The organism is Synechococcus sp. RC10B2 (genome assembly GCF_047502635.1).
In genome coordinates this window covers 48987-67413 of record NZ_JANSHO010000041.1, presented here as the reverse complement: position 1 = coordinate 67413, position 18427 = coordinate 48987, and the positions used below count along the sequence as shown (strand labels likewise).

Annotated in this window: 15 protein-coding genes and 1 pseudogene; 5 read left to right on the top strand and 11 right to left on the bottom strand. The window is 65.2% G+C overall.

All coding sequences use genetic code 11. The features are described from left to right. Positions 1-48: 48 nt before the first annotated feature. Positions 49-531, top strand: a pseudogene (locus tag NW855_RS05020) (helix-turn-helix domain-containing protein); the annotation flags it as partial. An 828-nt stretch (positions 532-1359) separates the two neighbouring features. Here NW855_RS05020 and NW855_RS05015 read toward each other — a convergent pair. From NW855_RS05015 to NW855_RS05005, 3 genes are read right to left on the bottom strand one after another with little or no spacing between them, the layout of a single operon-like run. Beyond that, positions 1360-1938: an RNA polymerase sigma factor gene (locus NW855_RS05015; RefSeq protein WP_414508474.1), complete on the bottom strand. Its 579-nt coding sequence runs from the start codon at positions 1936-1938 to the stop codon at positions 1360-1362. Between the two features lie 4 nt (positions 1939-1942). Continuing rightward, positions 1943-3607, bottom strand: a complete 1665-nt coding sequence (locus tag NW855_RS05010) for a hypothetical protein (protein ID WP_414508473.1) — start codon at positions 3605-3607, stop codon at positions 1943-1945. Between the two features lie 4 nt (positions 3608-3611). Beyond that, positions 3612-4856 (bottom strand): iron-containing alcohol dehydrogenase family protein, encoded by a 1245-nt coding sequence (locus tag NW855_RS05005; RefSeq protein ID WP_414508472.1) that lies wholly within the window; start codon positions 4854-4856, stop codon positions 3612-3614. A gap of 78 nt (positions 4857-4934) precedes the next feature. On the opposite strand from NW855_RS05005, the gene guaA reads away from it, so the two are divergent. Next, positions 4935-6482, top strand: coding sequence for a glutamine-hydrolyzing GMP synthase (guaA, locus tag NW855_RS05000; RefSeq protein WP_414508471.1), 1548 nt, complete (start codon positions 4935-4937; stop codon positions 6480-6482). Here guaA and flgG read toward each other — a convergent pair whose 3' ends face one another. Both flgG and flgF read right to left on the bottom strand, forming a co-directional pair. Then, positions 6483-7271 carry a flagellar basal-body rod protein FlgG gene (flgG, locus tag NW855_RS04995; protein WP_414508470.1) on the bottom strand — a complete coding sequence of 263 codons (789 nt, stop codon included), beginning with the start codon at positions 7269-7271 and terminating at the stop codon, positions 6483-6485. It lies immediately after the preceding gene. 11 nt (positions 7272-7282) lie between these two features. After that, positions 7283-8008 carry a flagellar basal-body rod protein FlgF gene (flgF, locus tag NW855_RS04990; protein ID WP_414508469.1) on the bottom strand — a complete coding sequence of 242 codons (726 nt, stop codon included), beginning with the start codon at positions 8006-8008 and terminating at the stop codon, positions 7283-7285. A gap of 73 nt (positions 8009-8081) precedes the next feature. On the opposite strand from flgF, the gene NW855_RS04985 reads away from it, so the two are divergent. Beyond that, positions 8082-8825, top strand: coding sequence for a DUF429 domain-containing protein (locus NW855_RS04985; protein WP_414508468.1), 744 nt, complete (start codon positions 8082-8084; stop codon positions 8823-8825). On the opposite strand, the gene NW855_RS04980 is transcribed toward NW855_RS04985, so the two are convergent. Continuing rightward, positions 8812-9222 carry a hypothetical protein gene (locus NW855_RS04980; protein ID WP_414508467.1) on the bottom strand — a complete coding sequence of 137 codons (411 nt, stop codon included), beginning with the start codon at positions 9220-9222 and terminating at the stop codon, positions 8812-8814. The two genes, NW855_RS04985 and NW855_RS04980, sit on opposite strands and share 14 nt — an antisense overlap. Positions 9223-9322: 100 nt before the next feature. Between NW855_RS04980 and NW855_RS04975 the strand changes: the two genes are divergently transcribed. Both NW855_RS04975 and NW855_RS04970 read left to right on the top strand, forming a co-directional pair. Further along, entirely contained in the window at positions 9323-10444 is a 1122-nt protein-coding gene (locus NW855_RS04975) for an exo-beta-N-acetylmuramidase NamZ domain-containing protein (protein ID WP_414508466.1), read from the top strand. 146 nt (positions 10445-10590) lie between these two features. Further along, positions 10591-11532 carry a hypothetical protein gene (locus NW855_RS04970; RefSeq protein WP_414508465.1) on the top strand — a complete coding sequence of 314 codons (942 nt, stop codon included), beginning with the start codon at positions 10591-10593 and terminating at the stop codon, positions 11530-11532. Positions 11533-11859: 327 nt separating this feature from the next. Here NW855_RS04970 and NW855_RS04965 read toward each other — a convergent pair whose 3' ends face one another. The 5 genes from NW855_RS04965 to NW855_RS04945 are packed head-to-tail and all read right to left on the bottom strand — an operon-like array spanning position 11860 to position 18422. Next, the gene (locus NW855_RS04965) at positions 11860-13248 is read right to left on the bottom strand and encodes a VanW family protein (protein WP_414508464.1); all 1389 of its coding nucleotides are present in this window, start codon (positions 13246-13248) and stop codon (positions 11860-11862) included. A 29-nt stretch (positions 13249-13277) separates the two neighbouring features. Continuing rightward, positions 13278-14492 (bottom strand): hypothetical protein, encoded by a 1215-nt coding sequence (locus NW855_RS04960; RefSeq protein ID WP_414508463.1) that lies wholly within the window; start codon positions 14490-14492, stop codon positions 13278-13280. After that, positions 14485-15552 carry a DUF58 domain-containing protein gene (locus NW855_RS04955; RefSeq protein ID WP_414508462.1) on the bottom strand — a complete coding sequence of 356 codons (1068 nt, stop codon included), beginning with the start codon at positions 15550-15552 and terminating at the stop codon, positions 14485-14487. Before NW855_RS04955 ends, NW855_RS04960 begins: the two co-directional genes overlap by 8 nt. Further along, positions 15549-16535, bottom strand: a complete 987-nt coding sequence (locus NW855_RS04950) for an AAA family ATPase (protein ID WP_414508461.1) — start codon at positions 16533-16535, stop codon at positions 15549-15551. The genes NW855_RS04955 and NW855_RS04950 overlap by 4 nt, the downstream gene beginning before the upstream one ends. Positions 16536-16553: 18 nt before the next feature. After that, entirely contained in the window at positions 16554-18422 is a 1869-nt protein-coding gene (locus tag NW855_RS04945; RefSeq protein ID WP_414508460.1) for a transketolase, read from the bottom strand. Between the last annotated feature and the right edge of the window lie 5 nt (positions 18423-18427).

The following is an 18427-nucleotide window of genomic DNA, read 5'->3' as shown; positions in this document are numbered from 1 at the left end:
ACCCTCCACAGGCGCAAATTTGCCCAGTCTAAAAGTATACCCTACGCGATGGCGGGGTTGTCAAGGGGGAGGGGCGCATGCGCCAACACATCGTTTACACCCGCCCCTGCTCCCCATCCTCTACCCACACTTGAAAAAAGCAGGCGCACCTCCTGTAGAATCTCTTATGCAACACGCACAACAGGAGGCACGCCAACGATGGAACTTACCTATCAGGAGGTATACCACATGAACCCTACCGAAGCACGCAAACGCATCATCCACATCTACCAACAGACCCAAAACTACTGCGAAACCGCACGACGATGCCACACCTCCCCACAACTCGTGCGCAAGTGGGTCAAACGCTACCAACAATACGGCGAGCAAGGACTGCACGACCTGCCCAAAACCCCCAAACGCCAACCCAGAAAAACCGACCCCGACATAGAGCAGCGTGTGCTGCAACGCCACCAAAAAACCCACTACGGACGCCAACGCCTCGCCCGACACCTCGCCCAACACGGCATTCACCTCTCCCCCAACACCATCCGACACATCCTCAAACGCCACGCACCAGCAACCAGCCGTCCCCGCAAACCGCGCCGACGCTTCTATCCCGCGCACTGGGCGTGGGAGAGCCAAGAACCGTTTACGCTCATCCAAGCCGATGTCAAAGCCATCTACGACAAGGGCACGCTCGGCACCGAACGCTGGGATCACCTGCGCAAGCGTCGCTTGCCGCGCTACCAGTGGACTTTCCTTGAGAGCCGCACGCGCCTGCGCCTTTTAGCGTTCAGCCGTGAGATTTCTACGCTGCACGGGATGGCGTTTTTGAGTTTGGCAGTGAGTTGGCTGCGGCTGTGCGGGGTGCCAACCGAAATGACTATCCAGACCGACTGGGGCGAGGAGCGGGGTGGGTCGAACCCTGACAAAATCGCTCGTTTGGAGGCAGAGTTTTTGCGTCCGTTGGGGGCGCAGTTGGGGCGCATTCCGCTGGGGCGCAAAGAGTATAATGGTCGTGTGGAGCGCAGTCATCGGACGGACGACGAGGAGTTTTACTTGCCGTGCGTGTTGTCGTTGGACACGGTGGAGGCGTTTTTGGGTGCGGGCTTGGGGTGGCTGTATCACTACAACTACGAGCGTGTGCATTCTGGGTATGGGATGGAGGGTCGGACGCCGTATGGGTGTTGTGTGGCGTTGGGTTTTGAGGGTTCGGCGTATGTGGGGTTGATGCCTGTAGTGTTATTGGACGATATAGTGTTAGAATGGTCGCGTCAGGGCGTTCCAGCTGTCAACGATGTGTTGACCCATTACATTGGGCGGCTATGTGGGGGGAATTTGCCCCTGAATCCACTACTTGTAGGCGTTGCTCGGTTCTCACGGCTCGTGCAGGTATGCTTCCAGTTTCTGGCGGAGCAGTTCGCGGGCGCGGTGCAGGCGCGCTTTGACCGCCGCTTGTGTGATGCCCAGCCGTTGCGCCGTCTCTTCGGTGGAGAGTTCCTCGATATCGCGCAGCACCAGCACGGGGCGCAGCGAATCGGGCAGCTCTGCTATGGCTTGCTGCACGCGCTCGCGCAGGTCGTTCTCAATCACAAGCGCCTCGGGGTCTTGCGCGTGTTGGTCAATCAGTTGGCGCAGGATGGCTTGCCCCTCTTCGGTGTTCAGTGGGTCGTCCAGCGAGTAGAAGCGGTCTAAGTCGCGTCGGGCGCGGATGCAAAGCCGCCGCGCGATAGTATAGAGCCATGTGGCGAAGTTGGCGTCGCCGCGAAACTGCTGCAGCGCCTTGAAGGCGTTCAGCAGCGCGTCTTGCAACACATCGTGCGTCGTGTCGGGGTTGCCCCCGCAGGCGCGTAGCAGCGAGCGGAACACCTTGTCGCGATGGCGCGCCCAGAGCCGATCGAACGCCTCGTTGTCGCCTTGCTTAGCAGCCTCAATCAATTCGGTATCGTCGCTCATACTCTTAATTACGCGGTTTGCCGAAAGTATGCACTTCACCCGTCAGCGGAATCAGGGTGGGATATGCCACCATGTTCACATAGCGCCGACGGTACGCGCCGCCTGAGTTGCGCGCCAGTTCCTGCGCCTTGCCCAGCGATTCGAGCCACGCTGGGTTGGAATTGAACCCCGCCTCTTTGAGGGGGTTGGGGTCGAGCGCGTAGCCCCACACGATGATGCGGGCGACTGTTTGCTCGGCTTCAGAAGCGCGCTCGGTCGCTTGCTGCACTTCTTGGAGCAGCGCTTGAAAGTCGGTTTCGGGGTCAAGCCAGCAGGCAGCGTCGATGGCGCGCGCCCTGCCTGCGCTGTAGTAGCGCAACCACTCCGCCAAGCGCGTGGCGGCGACCATCACATCGCCTGTGCGTGCCCCTGGAGCGAACGCCTCCGCCTCTTGACGCTCGGTGTCGTACTCGGTGGAGCGCAGGGTTGCGACCTTTATCAGCCCGAACAGCAGCAGCACGACCACCAGTGCAGGCGCTGCCAGACTGAGACGGCGCACATCCTCATCCACATAACTGCCGAGCCAGCCGCCCAGCCCCACAATCGCCCAAAACAGCGTCCATAAGTAGAACGCCTGCCGATCACCCTGCCACAGCACCAGCACAATCAGCGCGAGCAGCAGGGTTAGCCCGCCCACGCCGCGCACCGCGCCCACCAGCCGCTCGGTCGGCACGCGCTCGCCCGACAACCGTATCACTCCCAGCACAATCACGAACGCCAGCGCCAACAGCAAAAACAGCCCCTTGATCAGCGTGATGAACCGCCCTTGCACATAGTATTGATACACATCGCGCACGCGGAACGGCTGCCCCAGCGCGAGGATCGCGTTTTGCGCCTGCTCGCCCATCGCGCGCCAGTACAGCCCCGAATAGCGTGGGATGTCCGCCGCGCTTGCGCCCTCGCCCGTCCAGAACCACTCCACAATCGACGGTTTGGGTCGCGTCGCGCCGCCGACCTGCACTGTGCTGGGCAAGACGGCAAAGTAGACGACCAGGTAGCCCACGAGCGCGACGCCCACTGCTGCGCCTAATAGCCCCGCGCCGCTGCCCCGACGCAGACCGAGGATGCCGACCGCCAGCGCGGGCAGCAGCGCGAACAGGTTCACCAGCCCCAGCACGCCCGCCAACACGCCCAGCCGCGTCCCGCCCGCCGCATCCAACTCGCGCTCTGCCAGCCAGCGAATCGCGTTTAGCCCCCACCATGCCGTTAGCAACAGCGAAAGCGCCGCTACAGGCAACATCGTCGCGCTCACCCACGCGACATTCGTCCCATAAAACAGGAAGGTGAGCCAACCACGCAACCCCACGCTCAGCCCCGCCAAACGCAGGATCCGATACAATATCAGCCCCGACGCCCAGATGCTCAGCGCGCCCACCATCTGCGCCGCGTCCACCAACGGCAACGCGACCTTCAGCGGCAGTGTGACCAACCACAATAGCAGCACGCCCAACACGCTATGCCCGCTCCACCAAGTCGTCGAGGCGCGACTGATGCCCTCTGCGACCGCCGCAATCTGGCGCAGACCCTCGTAGTCGATATAGTACGAGCGCAACACGATGCACAGCAGCGCGTACACGACGCTGCCCAGCCATATCCCAAGCGGGATGCCCAGAATCTCCCTCCGTAGCATGCGTTCACTCCGTGTAGGTGGCGATATGGCGCAGCAGGTCTTTCACCTGCTCGCGCGTCGGCGAGACGGGGTTGAACAGAATCGAGCCGTCCGCCAGCGTCAGGTCGGCAAGCGTCTCCAAGTCGCTTTCGGAGACCTCCACCCCGACATCGATCAGGTGCGCGGGCAGCCCGACTTCGCTCATCAGTTGGCGCACGCGCAGCACGGCGTCTTCGGCGGTGAAGGTCTTGTCCCACACGCCGCCTTGCACCACGGCGCCAGGCATCGGCACGACCTCCGATTGCACATGCGCGTAGCCCATCACCTGCGCGATTTCCTCGAACCGCTCGCGTCGGCTTTCGAGGTTGAAGTGCATCGCCACAGGCAGCGCGAGCGCGCAGCACAGCCCGTGCGGGAGGTTATACAGCCCGCCCAGCGCGTGCGCCAGTGCGTGCGCCAGCCCGACCATGCTGTTGTTGAACGCTGCACCCGCAATCGTCGCGGCGAACGCCATCGCCCCACGCGCTTCGATGTCCTCGCCCCCGTCGGCGACGGCACGCGGCAAGTAGCGCGTGATCAGCCGTATCGCCTCGAACGCCAGCATGTCCGAGAACGGGTTCGCCTGCAGGTCGACAATCGCTTCGATAGCGTGTGTGAGCGCGTCCAGCCCCGTCTGCGCCGTGGCGTCGGGGGGCAGGTTGCGCGTCATCTCGGGGTCGACAATCGCCAAGTGGGGCGCGAGGTGGCGACTCAGCACGGGCATCTTTTGGCGTTTGCCCGCGTCGGTGAACATCGCGATGAAGGTGACCTCGCTGCCCGTGCCCGCCGTAGTAGGGATAGCGACCAGCGGCTTGCACGGCGCGGGGACGGTGTCCGTGCCCTCGTAGTCGCGCACGCGCCCGCCATGCGTGCGGATGGCGTTGATGAGCTTCGCGCTGTCCATCACGCTGCCTCCGCCGACAGCAATCACCACATCGACCGCCTGCGCGTCGGGAACCGCCGACTCGATGCTTTCAATCGTGGGGTTGGGCACGACGCCCGTGTAGAGGCTGTAGCGCACACCCTGCGCCTGCAACTGCGCCTCCACAGGCTGCGTCAGACCCGCCGCGTGGACGCCCGCGTCCGTGACGATGAGCGCGCTTGCCCAACCGTTCAAACTGCACTCGAAGCCCAAGTTCTCCACTGCGCCCTGCCCAAACAGCAGGCGCGTCGGCATTTCGAAGCCGAATATCGTGCGTAGCATGGCGCTATGGGCATTCGGCGCGGGCACGGGGATTCCTGCTATGCGGCGTCGACGGCGATTGTGCCACCCCTGCCGCCCGTGCATTGCATGGTATCCTATTGCCCGATGGAGACCCCAATCGGCGCGCACGAGCAGGTCGCGATTCTGGACTTCGGCGGGCAATACACGCAGTTGATTGCGCGGCGCGTGCGCGAGTGCAATGTGTTCTGCGAGATTCTGCCGTATGATACGCCTCTGCCTGACCTGCGTGCCCGTCGACCGAAGGGGATTATCCTGTCGGGCGGTCCCGCAAGTGTTTACGAGCCGAATGCCCCGCGCGTTGACCCTGAACTGTTCATGCTGGGCATCCCCGTGCTGGGCATCTGCTACGGGCATCAGTTGATGGCGCATCTGCTGGGGGGCACAGTACAGCCCGCCGCGCAGCGCGAGTACGGGCGCACGCTGCTGACCGTCGTGCATGCTGAACCGCTGTTCGAGCAGCTGGACTTCCACCTGACCTGCTGGATGAGCCACGGCGACATGGTGCAGACGCCCCCGCCAGGCTTTATCGTGCTGGCGGAGACCGAGAACACGCCCGTCGCGGCGATGGGCGACCTGCAGCGACATCTCTACGGCGTGCAGTTCCATCCCGAAGTGGCGCACACGCCGTTCGGCATGCACCTGCTGCGCCAGTTCCTGTATGCGGTGTGCGGCTGCAAGGGCGACTGGACGATGCGCAACTTTATCGAGGAGAGCGTCGCCCGAATCCGCGCACAGGTGGGCAGCGAGCGCGTGCTGTGCGCCGTCAGCGGCGGCGTCGACTCCTGCACGGTCGCCGCGCTGGTGCAACGCGCCATCGGCGAGCAACTCACCTGCATCTTCGTCGATCACGGGCTGATGCGCGCGGGCGAGGCGGAGCAGGTACGGACGCTGTTCACGCAGCACTTCCCCAGCCGCCTGATTTTCGTGGACGCCCGCGAGCGGTTCCTGCAGCGACTGCAAGGCGTCGTCGACCCCGAACAGAAGCGCAAGGTCATCGGCGAGGAGTTCGTGCGCGTGTTCGAGGAGCATGCCGACGCGATTGGGCAGTGCCGCTACTTGGCGCAGGGCACGCTGTACCCCGATGTCATCGAGAGCGGCACGCGCCTTGCGGCGAAAATCAAGACGCACCATAATGTCGGCGGGCTGCCCGACTGGATGCGCATGGAACTCATCGAGCCGCTGCGCTACCTGTTCAAGGACGAGGTGCGCCGCGTCGCGCAGGAGTTGGGGCTGCCCCCCGAAATCGTGTGGCGGCAGCCGTTCCCTGGACCGGGCTTGGCGGTGCGCGTGCTGGGCGAGGTGACGGCGGAGAAGTTGGCGATTGTGCGCGCGGCGGACGCGATTCTGAACGAGGAACTCACGCGCACAGGCTGGGCGCAGCGCGTGTGGCAGGCGTTCGCCGTACTGCCCGATGTGCGTTCCGTCGGCGTAATGGGCGACCAGCGCACCTACCAGTACCCGATTGTGCTGCGCGTGGTGCATAGCGAGGACGCGATGACCGCCGAGCCTGCCGAGTTGCCATGGGACCTGCTGCTGCGCGTCGCCAACCGCATCAGCAACGAGGTCCCTGGCGTCAACCGCGTGCTGTACGACCTCAGTTCCAAACCCCCTGCGACGATTGAGTGGGAGTGATTACCGCTTCAAGTCCTTGGCGACGCTGAGCATCTCGTCGGCGGTCTGAATCGCGCGGGAGTTGACCTCGTAGGCGCGCTGCGCCATAATCAGGCGCACCATCTCGTCGACGATTTGCACATTCGAGGCTTCCAGCGCGCTGCTGGCGATGCTGCCGATGCCGTTGGTGCCCGGCGCGCCCTCAATCGGTTCGCCTGCGGCGGGCGTGAGGCGGTACAGGTTCATGCCAATCCGATTCAGCCCCGCAGGGTTCACAAACCGCACGAGCGTGATTTGTCCGAGTTCCTCGACGCCGTCTTGTCCGCCGCGCCGCACGCTAATCACCCCGTCGCGCCCGATCATGATTTGTTCGGCGTCGGGCGGGATGATGATTTCGGGTTCCAGCGGGTAGCCGTTGGAGGTGACCAGCCTGCCCTGCGCGTCCATTTTGAACCCGCCGTCGCGTGTGTAGGCGATTGCGCCGTCGGGCAGCAGCACCTTGAAAAAGCCGTCGCCCTCAATCGCCATATCGAGCGGGTTGCCCGTGACCTGCAGCGCGCCTGTCGTGAACAGCCCGTAGGTCGCCGCTGGGCGCGACCCCAGCCCGACCTGCAAGCCGCTGGGCAGTTGCGCGCCCCCCGCCGCCGTCGCCCCTGCAGGACGCAGCGTCTGGTACAGCAAGTCCTCGAAGTCCGCACGCACGGTCTTGAAGCCGTTCGTGTTCACATTCGCCAAGTTGTTCGCAATCACATCGATATTGAACTGCTGCGATTCCATACCCGCTGCGGCAGTGTGGAGTGCGCGTATCATCGGGTTGCCTCCTATACCTTCGGTAGTTCGTTGATGGCGCGTTCGAGCGTGCTGTCGTGCGCGTGGATGATTTTCTGGTGCGTTTCGTAGGCGCGGATGAGTTCGATCATCGTGACCATCTCGCGCACCATGTTCACATTCGAGGCTTCGAGGGCGCCTGCGACGACGCGCGGGTTGGCGATGGGTTGCGCTGCGCCGATGAAGTCGCCGTCGGGCGCTTTGGCGAGGTTGCCCTGCACGATAAGCAGTCGCCCGACGCGCGCCCCGTTCGCCAGTACCGCGCCGTCCTCGCCGATGTGTACGGTCGCGTTCGGGGGCACACGAATCGGCTGGTTGCCCTCGCCCAGCACGGGGTCGCCCGCGCGGGTGGTGAGGATACCGCCCGCGTTCAGTTGGAACGCGCCGTTGCGCGTGTAGCGGATGCCTTGTGGGGTCTGCACCGCGAAAAAGCCCGCGCCGTCGATGGCGACATCGAGCGGGTTGCCCGTCGTGGTGAGCGCGCCCTGCTGCAGATCAGTGTAGAGTTCGCGCAGGATTACCCCCGCCGAAAGCGCGCCAATCGGCTGCGAGCGCGTCCCCTGCACGCGATAGATCTGTCGTTCGTAGACCGCCCCGAAGGCGGGGCGGTCTGCCTTGAAGCCTGTGGTGTTCAGATTCGCCAGATTGTTGGCAATCGCGTCCTGCGCTTTTTGTCGGGCAGCCATTCCCTCGGCTGCCACATACAGTCCGCGTAGCATCAGCGGGCATTATCGGCGCAGGGATAGGCTTTCTGCAGTTCTGCGCGTTTGCCTTGGTATACTAACCCGCGCAGTGGGCACAGACCGACGAGACACCCATGAATCCCCGCGCGTTGTGCTGGGCATAGACGGCTGTCGGGCAGGCTGGCTGGCAGTGCGCCTTGTGGAGGCAGCGGGCGGACGCCTCACGCTGGACTACGCGCTGCACCCGCGCTTCGCGCCGATACTGGAGCAACATCTCGACGCGGCGGCGATTGCGGTAGATATGCCTATCGGTCTCTACGAGTCGGGTCGGGCGCGGGCGCGTCCCTGCGACCAGATTGCCCGCCAGCGGCTGGGCAGGCGCGCCTGCTGTGTGTTCATCCCGCCGACCCGCGCAATGCTGTGCGCCGAGTCGTATGCGCCGCTGCGCGAGCAGGGCTTGAGCGTGCAGGCGTACCACCTGATCCCGCGCATCCGCGAGCTGGACGCGCTACTGACCCCCGACCTGCAGGCGCGGGTGTGGGAGTCGCACCCTGAGCTGAGCTTTCTGGCGATGACAGGCGCGCCCATCGCCTCCCCGAAGCGCACGGAAGCGGGGCAAGCCGTGCGGATGGACGCCCTGCGCCGCGCGCTGGGCGAGTCGGGCGACGCGCTGGCGAGCCTGATGGCGGCGTTTCGGCAGAAGGTCGCGCCCACGCACGCGGGCATCGACGACCTGCTGGACGCCTGCGCCCTCGCATGGAGCGCGCTGCGCCACATCCGCGGCAAGTCGGAACTGTGCCTCGGCGACCCTGCCCACGACGCGCGCGGCTTGCAGATGGCTATTCGGTACTGAGCGGCAGCAACCCCAGCGTGAACCGCGCCGTCAAAAGCTGGTCGCCCAGTCGCCCGCCCGAAACGCCGACCAGCCCCGAATCGATGTCCTCGAAGTAGAAGAACGCGCCCACACTCATCCCCTCGGTGAGAAACGCGCCGTGCAACAAGCGGTGCTTCGGTACGGCAAGAACGAACGGATTAATCAGCGCGACATTCGGCTTGCCCAGCAGCACCTGCAGGTTAATCAGCAGCATAGTGTGAATCGCCTTCTGCCGCTGCTCGTCCGAGACGGGCTGGCTCATCTTGATAAACGCCTGATGGTCGGCGAAGTGGTCAAAGAAGTAGCGCATCACATCGGCGTGGTTCGGTTCCTGCTGCAACTTCCGCTTCAGCGTAGCGAATTTCTGATCGGTCATGGCGAACGCCTCCCCAGTGCCCCCACAATTCGCGCGACAGGTATACTCCTCCTGCCATTCGCGAAGGGAGTCGCGTCGCAATTTTGCAGGAGGCGCAGGCATGGTTCGAAACGGGATTGACCGACTGGAGTCGCATCTGGAGCCGTTGCGCAAGGCGCGGCTGGGCGTGATCACCAACCACACGGGGCTGACCGCCACACGCGAGCCGCTAATTGACCTGTTGCGACGGCTGGGCATCACGGTCGGCGCGCTGTTCAGCCCCGAACACGGCATTCGCGGGCAGCTGGACGAGACTGTGCCCGATAGCGTCGACGAGCGCACAGGGCTGCCGATTTACAGCCTCTACGGCGAGCGCAAAAAGCCTACCCCACAGCAGCTGGCGGGTGTGGACGCGCTGCTGTTCGACATCCAAGACATCGGCGCACGCTACTACACCTACATCTCCACCATGGGGCTGGCGATGGAAGCCGCCGCCGAGCGCAAAATCCCGTTCTATGTGCTGGATCGGGTGAACCCCATCGGCGGGCAGGTGGAAGGTCCGCTTGCCGACCCCGACCGCCTGTCGTTCACCGCCTACCACACGATTGCCCTGCGGCACGGGATGACCGTCGGCGAGCTGGCGCAGATGTTCAACATGGAGCGCGGCATCGGCGCAGACCTCACAGTCATTCCCTGCGAGGGCTGGAAGCGGCACATGCCCTACGACGCCTGTGGGCTGTATTGGACGAACCCGTCGCCGAACATGCGCCGCCTGCAGCAGGCGTTCCTGTATATCGGCGTCGGCGTGTGGGAGGGCACGAACCTGTCCGTCGGGCGCGGCACGGACACCCCCTTCGAGCTGGTCGGCGCGCCGTGGATTGACGGGCGCGCGCTGGCAGGGATGCTGAACGAGCTGCCCACCAGCGCAGGCGCGCGCGTTGTGCCGATGGTCTTCACCCCGACCAGCAGCGTCTACAAGGGCGTCGAGTGTCAGGGCGTGTCGGTGTTCATCACGAACCGCGAGCAGTTGCGCCCCTTCGCCTTTGGGATCGGGCTGGCGTACTGCCTGCGCAAGCTCTACCCGCGCGAATGGGAGGCGCACAAGTCGCTGGGGCTGCTGGCGAACCGCGAGGTGCACGCGATGCTGATGGACGGCGCGGAGCCTGAGCGCATCCTGCAGCGCTGCGCCCGCGACGAGGACGCCTTCCGACGCCGACGCGAGCCTTTCCTACGCTACGGGTGAATTTTTCGCGCGATTTTCCGTATAATAACTATGGGAGTCCACGCGCGGGACTCCGACAGCAACCCCAGGAAGGTTCCAACCGTCTAACCAGCGGAATCTGCGATTTTATGGGGCAACAACTATCAAAAACTTACAGGAGGCGTGACATGGCGAAGTTCACAATGATGGAGGTTGAGGCGATACTGAACCGCCTGGCAGGCGAGAAGGCGGAAGGGTTCCAGCGCGAGGTGCTGTATCCGCAGCTGGCGCGCGCGATGCGCACCCAACTGCCCGACAGTCAAGCGGTGCGCGACGCGCTGGCAGACCCGTACTATGCCTTCCGCGCGATGCTGGGCTACTATGCGTTCGCCAAGCGGGGCAACGACCGCGTGGAATATTCGGGCTTCGCGCTGCAGGCGCTGGACAAAGTGCTGCGGGGCGACAAGGCGAACTTCAGCGCGTTTCTGGCATCGGGCAATGCGCCTGAACAACTCTGGAACGCTTTTGTGCAGGTGTGCCAAGAGAACCAGCGCAAAATCAACGAGCAGCTGAACCGCGGGCTGATTGAAGGGCTGGCGGGCTACGCTGCGCGCCTGTACGCCGAAGACACCATCGGCAACATCTGGATGGACATCCAGCAGGCGATTGTGCAGTCGGGGCGCGTGGAGCCGATCCATCAGCGCATCACTGACATCAAGGGCATCGGACCCAAGGTCGGCGCGCTCGTGCTGCGCGATATGGTCGCCCTGTACGACTTGGAGAGCCGAATCGAGCCAGGCGACTACCACTACCTGCAGCCTGTGGACACTTGGATACGGCGCATCGGTCCGCTACTCAGCGACGAGATCGACGAGAAGACCGCCGACTGGGTGATTGCGGGCAAGTTGGCGAAGTTGTGCCGTCGCAATCGGGTCAGCGGCGTGCGGTTCAATCAGGGGGTGCAGTATCTGGCGATTGTGGAGCTGCGCGATTTGGAGCGTCTGAAGGGCTATTTGCTGTCGCTGGCGCAAAGCACGCTGCGCGCGGGCGGTACGGGCGGCGGCTCGTCGCGGATGTCTGCCAGTGCAGGCGGACGCCCTGCGCCGCGCTCCTTCAGCTGGCGACGGTAGGCGCGTTGCATCATCCTAACCCTCTTTTGGAGTGCTGAAGCGTCAGCTTCAGCGTGGGCGGAATCTTCGCCAAGGGCACATCGCTTGGGTTCGCTGTGTGCAGGATGCGCCCAGTCTTTGCCCTCACCCCCAGCCCCTCTCCCACAGGGTGGGAGAGGGGTGAGCCGTGCGCTGACCTGTTTGGAGTGCTGAAGCGTCAGCTTCAGCGTGGGCGGAAGCTGCGCTTCCGCACTCCATAATCCCCCGCGCCCCCCTCGCGGGCGAGGGAGCCAGCGGTCAGGAGGGGGGTACCAATCTATATACGGCGCGCCGCCCGCACTGCCAGCTTCACTCATCGGGAACGCTCGGACTTGTCAGCGAGGCGTCTGCATCAGGCGTCGGCGCAGGCGGCTGGCTCGGCGCTTGCTTCGTGCCGACGGCAATCACGCGCGGCTGGGCGCGATAGACGCTGGTCGCCACGCGCTCGCGCTTGACCAACACGCCGTTTTCGTACACTTCGCGCCATAGCATCACGCGCACGCCCGCTGCGCCTTTTTTGATGACGCGCTGCTTGCCCACAGGCAGGTTCGGGTCGGGGATGCGCGTGATGGGTGGCGATTTCGGCTGGCTGCGCTCGGTCTTCAGCACAACCGTCCTGCCCGCCACAGGCTGCCCCAGTATCCGTATCGTCAGCGAGGAGCGACCCAACTCGGTCGCAATCGCGATGGGGTGGTCGTGCGGGTTCTCAATCACGAGGTCGATGCCTGTATCGGTCACGGTGGCGTCGCGTCCGAGGGGCACATAGTCCACAGGGATCGAGTGGTTCGCGCGGCGCACGATTTTGAGTTCGCCAAGCAGCGCAGCGTTATACAGCGTGGAGGAGACTTGGCAGATACCGCCGCCGACGCCCAACCGCTTCTCGCCATACAGAATCACAGGCGCGGGGCGGAACCCATGCTTGAGCGTGCGCTTGCCAACCGCCTGATTGTACGAGAGCCGCTCGCCAGGCAGCAGGATACGCCCGTTGAGCGCGCTCGCTGCCAGCCGAATGTTGTGGTTGCGCGAGACCTGATAGCCCGGAAAGCGCGTCGTGTAGCTGCCGACGACGCCTGTAATCGCGCGGGCGGCTTCGGTGGGGATGCGCGGGGGCGTGGGGCGCATCGCCAGCTCGAATCGCGTCTGCGCGGCGGGCAACTCGCGCAGCGCAGCCAGCAGGTTCTGCAGGCTTGGCTCCAGTTCCAGCGTCTGCCCCGACTGGCTGGGGACGACTTCCACGACGCCGTTGACGAAGCGCACGCGGGCGTCGCGCGGCGTGCGCTCCAGAAATCGGTAGCGCTCCAGCTGCGCCTGAAACAGTTCGGGGATGGCTGCCCACTGCGGGGCGACCTGCAGGCGCGGTGCGCCAAACAGACGCTCCCACAGCGGCACGCGCGCCCATGCCTCCAGAATCGCCTGCTGCGTGGCGACCGTATCGAGTTCGACGCCCCACTGTTTGAGGCGCGTGGCGCGGGTGGGCGCCTGCGCGACGACGATGGGCTGCTCGGCAAGCACGGCGCGCAGCGTCTCCAAGTGGCGACTGAGCTGGCTGGGGCGCACCCCTGCCAGCGAGTAGCCCGCCAGTTGCACCCCGCTGGGGAACGGCGCGTCGCGGCTAACAGTCCACAAAAGCGCGCCCGCGCCCAGCCCCAGAAACCCCACCGCGCTGAGCAGCGTCGCGCCAACCCATCGGCGATTCATCGCGTCAGAGAAATTGTACCTCAAGTCGCTTACGGGGCGCGCGCGTTCAGCCACGCTTCGGGCTGACGACACAGCGCAGGGTTCGTCCAATCGCGCAGGCGCAGCAGCAGCCACTCGCGGCACTCGGCGACGCTGAGCCGCGCAAGGCGCGTCTTGGCGTCGGGAAGGGCTTCTGCAGGCACAATCAGCGTGTGCGGCTCCAGTCCCAGCGCGATAGCGAGCGTCTCGGTATCGGCGTTGGGCACGATGACGGTGCGGCGCACACCCAGCGCACGCGCCGTCGCTTGCGCCTCCCACAGCCGCTCTGCCGTCGCCTGCGTCAACGCCTCAACCTGCCAGACGACGGCGTAGGGCAGCGGCTCCAGCACATCGGGCAACGCCTCGCGCGCGAGCAGCCCGACCTCCACTGCGCCGATGGGTACATGCTCCGTGCGCAACGCCTCGCGTGCAACCGCCAACGAGTCGGTTGCCTCTTGCAGCGCATCTGCCTGCGCCACGAACAGCGTCAGGTGCAACTCGGCACTGGCGCGCAGTAAAGATTGCCAGAAGGCGTCGTCGTGAGCGGTGGGCTCGGTCAGGTGCAACCACAGGGGCTTGCCGCCCAGCGCGTGCGCCGTGGCGCGGATGTCTTCGGGTAGGGTGTCGCTGTTCAGCCACACGAGTTCCGCGCCCGCCTGCGCGACTTGGGGCGCGGCGTCCCAATCGGCGGCGATGGCTCCCACCTGAATCGGTCGGCTATCCCAAGTGCGCACGGGCAGGTGCGCGCCTTCCAGATGGTAGCGCGTGTGGGTCGCCACCCGTAGCGCCTGTGCCTGATAGCGCGCCAGCACGGCGACGCTCGGCTCGATGTACGCCACACCCGCGTTCGCGTCCAGCACCACCGTCGTTTCGGGGGGCAGCAGCGCGGGCAACTTCGGCGCAAGCAGCACGGGCACGGTCGGCAGGGGCGGCTCAGGCGGCTGCTCCACAATCCAGCCCACCATGCGCACATAGGGCGCCAACACGGGCGGGATGTCGTCCAGCGCGCGCACCAGTCCAATTACCTCCACAGGCTCGGTCGGCATGCGGTAGTCGATGTCGCGCCATTCGTCCTCGTCTTGGGCGAACAGGCGCGGGTCGAACCATATCGGGCTGCCGTAGGTCGGCAGGTACAGCGGCGCGCCGATGCCCAGCGCAATCCCCTTCTGCAGCGGGATGCCGTACAGTGTCCACTTGGCAGGCGGCTCCGACGACGGCTCACGCATAGACCTCTACCGCATAGCCCTGCGCCTGATAGCCCTGCACGCGCGTATGGAACGCGGCGTACTCCTGCGGCGGGACGAACAGCGCGATTCGATACCGCTCGCCGTACTGCTGGATCAGGCGGGGCAGGTCGTCCAGAATCGAGTGGTCGGCGTCGGGCTGAATGCGCGCCAGGAGACGCAGCAGCCCGCGCGGGTCGGTGTAGTGTTCAGGCGTTAGGCGCACTTCGGGCATGCTCGACCCGACCAGTATCACCGAAACGCCCTGCCGCGGCGCTTCGAGGATAATCCACGCGAGGTGGCGTATCGCTTGGTCGAAGTCGGGGTACGCCTCGCCGTCTGCGCGCCATGTGGGGGCTTGCTCCAGCGCCAGCACGGTCGGCGCGAGTTGGCTCACCTCGAACTCCTTGACATGCCAGCTGCCGTGTCGGGCGGTGGCGCGCCAGTGGATACGGCGCAGCGGGTCGCCAGGGGTGTAGGGGCGCACGCCGTGCCAGTCGGTGCCCTCGCCGCGCCTGCCGTGCATCGTAGAGGCAATCAGCCGCCCGCGCCCGCCGCCTTCCCAACTCCAGCGCGGCAGCACAACGGGGCGCGGCAGCACCAGCACCTCCGCCGTGTCGTCCACGCGCTCTTGGCGCATAAACAGCCCGAACGGATCCGACAGCGTGAGGTATACGGGACCCAGCCGTTGCGCCCCGCGTCGTAGTGCAGTGAGGCGGTAGTGCATCACGCCTGCGAAGGGGCTGTCCTGCTCGGTCGGCAGCGGCTCAACCGCAAGCCCCGCCGAGGCGGTCTCTTCCGCTTTGACCCACAGTAGCCCCCAGCGTGCGCGTGTCGCGACGGCGACCTGCGCGTCGACGGTTTCGCCCTCCATCAGCTCGGTGGGGCAGTGGCGTTGCACGGTGGTCGGCTGCGCGCCGCGTCGTACCAGCAGGTACGCGCCTCCCATCAGCGCGCCCAGCACGCTCGCCATCCAATACATCTGGCGGTTGTTCGTCATCAGCCCCGAACAGAGCAGAAACGAGGTCGCCGCCATCAGCGCGGTCAGTTTATACTCTCTCACGGCGCGTCGCCTCCAATCGGCACAGGCACTTGCGACAGAATCTCGCGGATCACGCTTTCAGCGCGTGTGGGGCTGGTCGTGTCCGAGCGGAGCATCAGCCGATGCGCCAGCACGGGGGTCGCCATCTGCTGCACATCGTCGGGGGTCGTGTAGTGCCTGCCCGCGAGCAGCGCGTGCGCTTGCGCGCCCAGCATCAGCGCAATCGACGCACGCGGGCTGGCGCCCAGCATCACCTTCGGGTGGCGGCGCGTCGCGTTCACCACATCCACCACATAGCGGCGCACGGCAGGGCTGACATACAGGCGGCGCGTCTGCTGCTGCAGCGCCATCAGTTGGTCAGGCGTCAGCACGGGCTGCAGCTGTTCCAACGGCGAATCCAGTTGGCGCGACTCCAGAATCTGTGTCTCCACTTCGGGCGATGGGTAGCCCAGCGACGCCCGCGCGAAAAAGCGATCCATCTGCGCTTCAGGCAGCGGGTAAGTGCCCACCATCTCGATGTTGTTCTGCGTGGCGATGACCAGAAACGGCTGCGGCAGCGGGTGCGACTCGCCCTCGATGGAGACCGTGCGTTCCTCCATCGCCTCCAGCAGCGCGGATTGCGTTTTCGGCGTGGCGCGGTTGATCTCGTCCGCCAGCACGATGTTCGCGAAGATAGGTCCAGGGTGGAACTCGAACGCGCCGCGCGCTTGGTTGTAGATGACCGAGCCAGTGACATCGGCGGGCAGCAGGTCAGGCGTGAACTGGATGCGTCGGAACTGTCCGCCGATGGCTTTGGCGATGGCGCGGGCGAGCGTCGTCTTGCCCACGCCGGGAATGTCCTCAATCAGCAGGTGTCCGCCGCTGAGCAGTCCGATAATCATCAGGCGCACGGTGTCGCTTTTGCCCAGAATCACCTGTTCGACGGCGCGGGCGATGGCGTGCGCCTGTTCGGCGACCTCGCGCGCCTCCGCCTCCGAGAGCCAGGGTGCGGTCTCTTGAATCATCAGGGTAAGTGTACCTATTTACGCCGCCCCTTGCGCCACAGCGCGTACCGCCTCCACAATCGCGCGGGCGTTAATCCCATACGCCTCCAGCAGCGTGTCGGGCTTGCCTGAGCGCGGGATCTCGCGCACCGCCAGCCGATGGACGCGCACCCCGTGCCCATTCACCGCCGCCGCGACCGCCTCGCCAAGACCGCCTTCAGGATAGTGGTCTTCCACCGTGATAATCACGCCGTTCGTCTCGTGGGCGCAGCGGATGAGCGTCTCGGCGTCTATCGGCTTGACGCTGTAGAGGTCAATCACGCGGATGGCGATGCCCTCCTGCTGCAGGATTTGGTGCGCCTTGAGCGCCTCGTGCAGCGTGATGCCCGCGCCGACGACGGTCGCCACATCGTGAGCCGACCGACGCACCACTTTGCACCCGCCGATGGGGAACGCCTCGTCGTTGGGGTAAATCACGGGCGTCTTGGGGCGCGTAGTGCGGATGTAGGCGATGCCATGATATCGTGCCGCCTCCGCCACAAGTTTCACGGTGGAGACAGCATCGCTGGGGTACAGCACCACCGCGTCGGGGATTGTGCGGAACATCGCGAGGTCTTCCAGCCCCATCTGCGACGGACCGTCCTCGCCGATGGAGACGCCCGCGTGCGAGCCGCAGAACTTCACATTCGCCCTGCCAATCGCCGCCATGCGGATAAAGTCGTAGGCGCGCGTGAGGAAGCAGGCGAAACTGGAGGCGAAGGGGATTTTGCCACACTCGGCGACGCCAACCGCCGCGCCCGCCATGTTCTGTTCGGCAATAAAGCACTCCACGAAGCGGTCGGGATGCGCCTTGAGGAACTTCTCGGAGAAGGTGGAGTTTTTCACATCGCCGTCAAGGGCATAGATTCGCGGGTCGGTGTTGCCGAGCGCGACCAGCGCGTCGCCGTATGCCTCGCGCGTGGCGACCTCCTGACCCAGCGTGTAGGTGGGCAGGCTGGGCGTCTGGGGCGCGACAGGTTCGGGCAGCGGCGCGTCGTAGGGGGGTAGCACGCGCAGTTGCGCCGCCGCCGCGAGTCGCTCCGATGACGGCGTGAGTTCCGCAATCGCCTGCTCTGCAAGGTCGGGCGGTAGCGGCTTGCCGTGCCAGCCCTCCTTGTCCTCCACAGCGGACGCGCCCTTGCCCTTGAGCGTGCGTGCCAGTATCGCGAACGGTCGCTCCGCCGATTGCGCTGCCACAAGCGCGTCCAGAACCGCCGTCATGTCGTGCCCGTCAATCACAGCGGTCTGCCAGCCGAACGCCTCGAAGCGGGCGCGGTAGGTCTGCAGGTCGTGCTGAAGCATCGTGGGCTGGCTCTGCCCCTGACGGTTGATGTCCACCAGCGCAATCAGGTTGTTCAGCCCGTAGTGGCTGGCGAAGGCGGCGGCTTCCCACACCGCGCCTTCGGCGGTCTCGCCGTCGCCCATCAGACAGTAGACGCGCGGGGGTAGTCCGTCCCGCTTGAGCGCGAGCGCCATCCCCGCCGCAATCGATAGCCCCTGCCCCAGCGAGCCTGTGGCTGCGCCGTACCACTGAAAACGCGGCGTCGGGTGCCCCTCCAAATCGCTCGTGAACTCGCGCAGGGTGTCCAGATGCTCAATCGGGAACGCGCCTGCCTCTGCCCATACTGCGTACAACAGTGGCGCGGCGTGCCCCTTGGAGAAAATCACACGATCATTCAGCGGGTGGCGCGGGTTCGCAACATCCGCCCGCAGCGCGTAGAAAAACAGCCCTGCGACCAAGTCCGCCGCCGACATACAGGTCGTTGGGTGTCCCGACCCCGCGCGGGTGGTCATGCGAATCGAGTGGATGCGCAGAAGGTTCGCTTTCGCCTGGAGCGCGGCAATCAACTCAGGGGCATATCCAGCCATGGTCT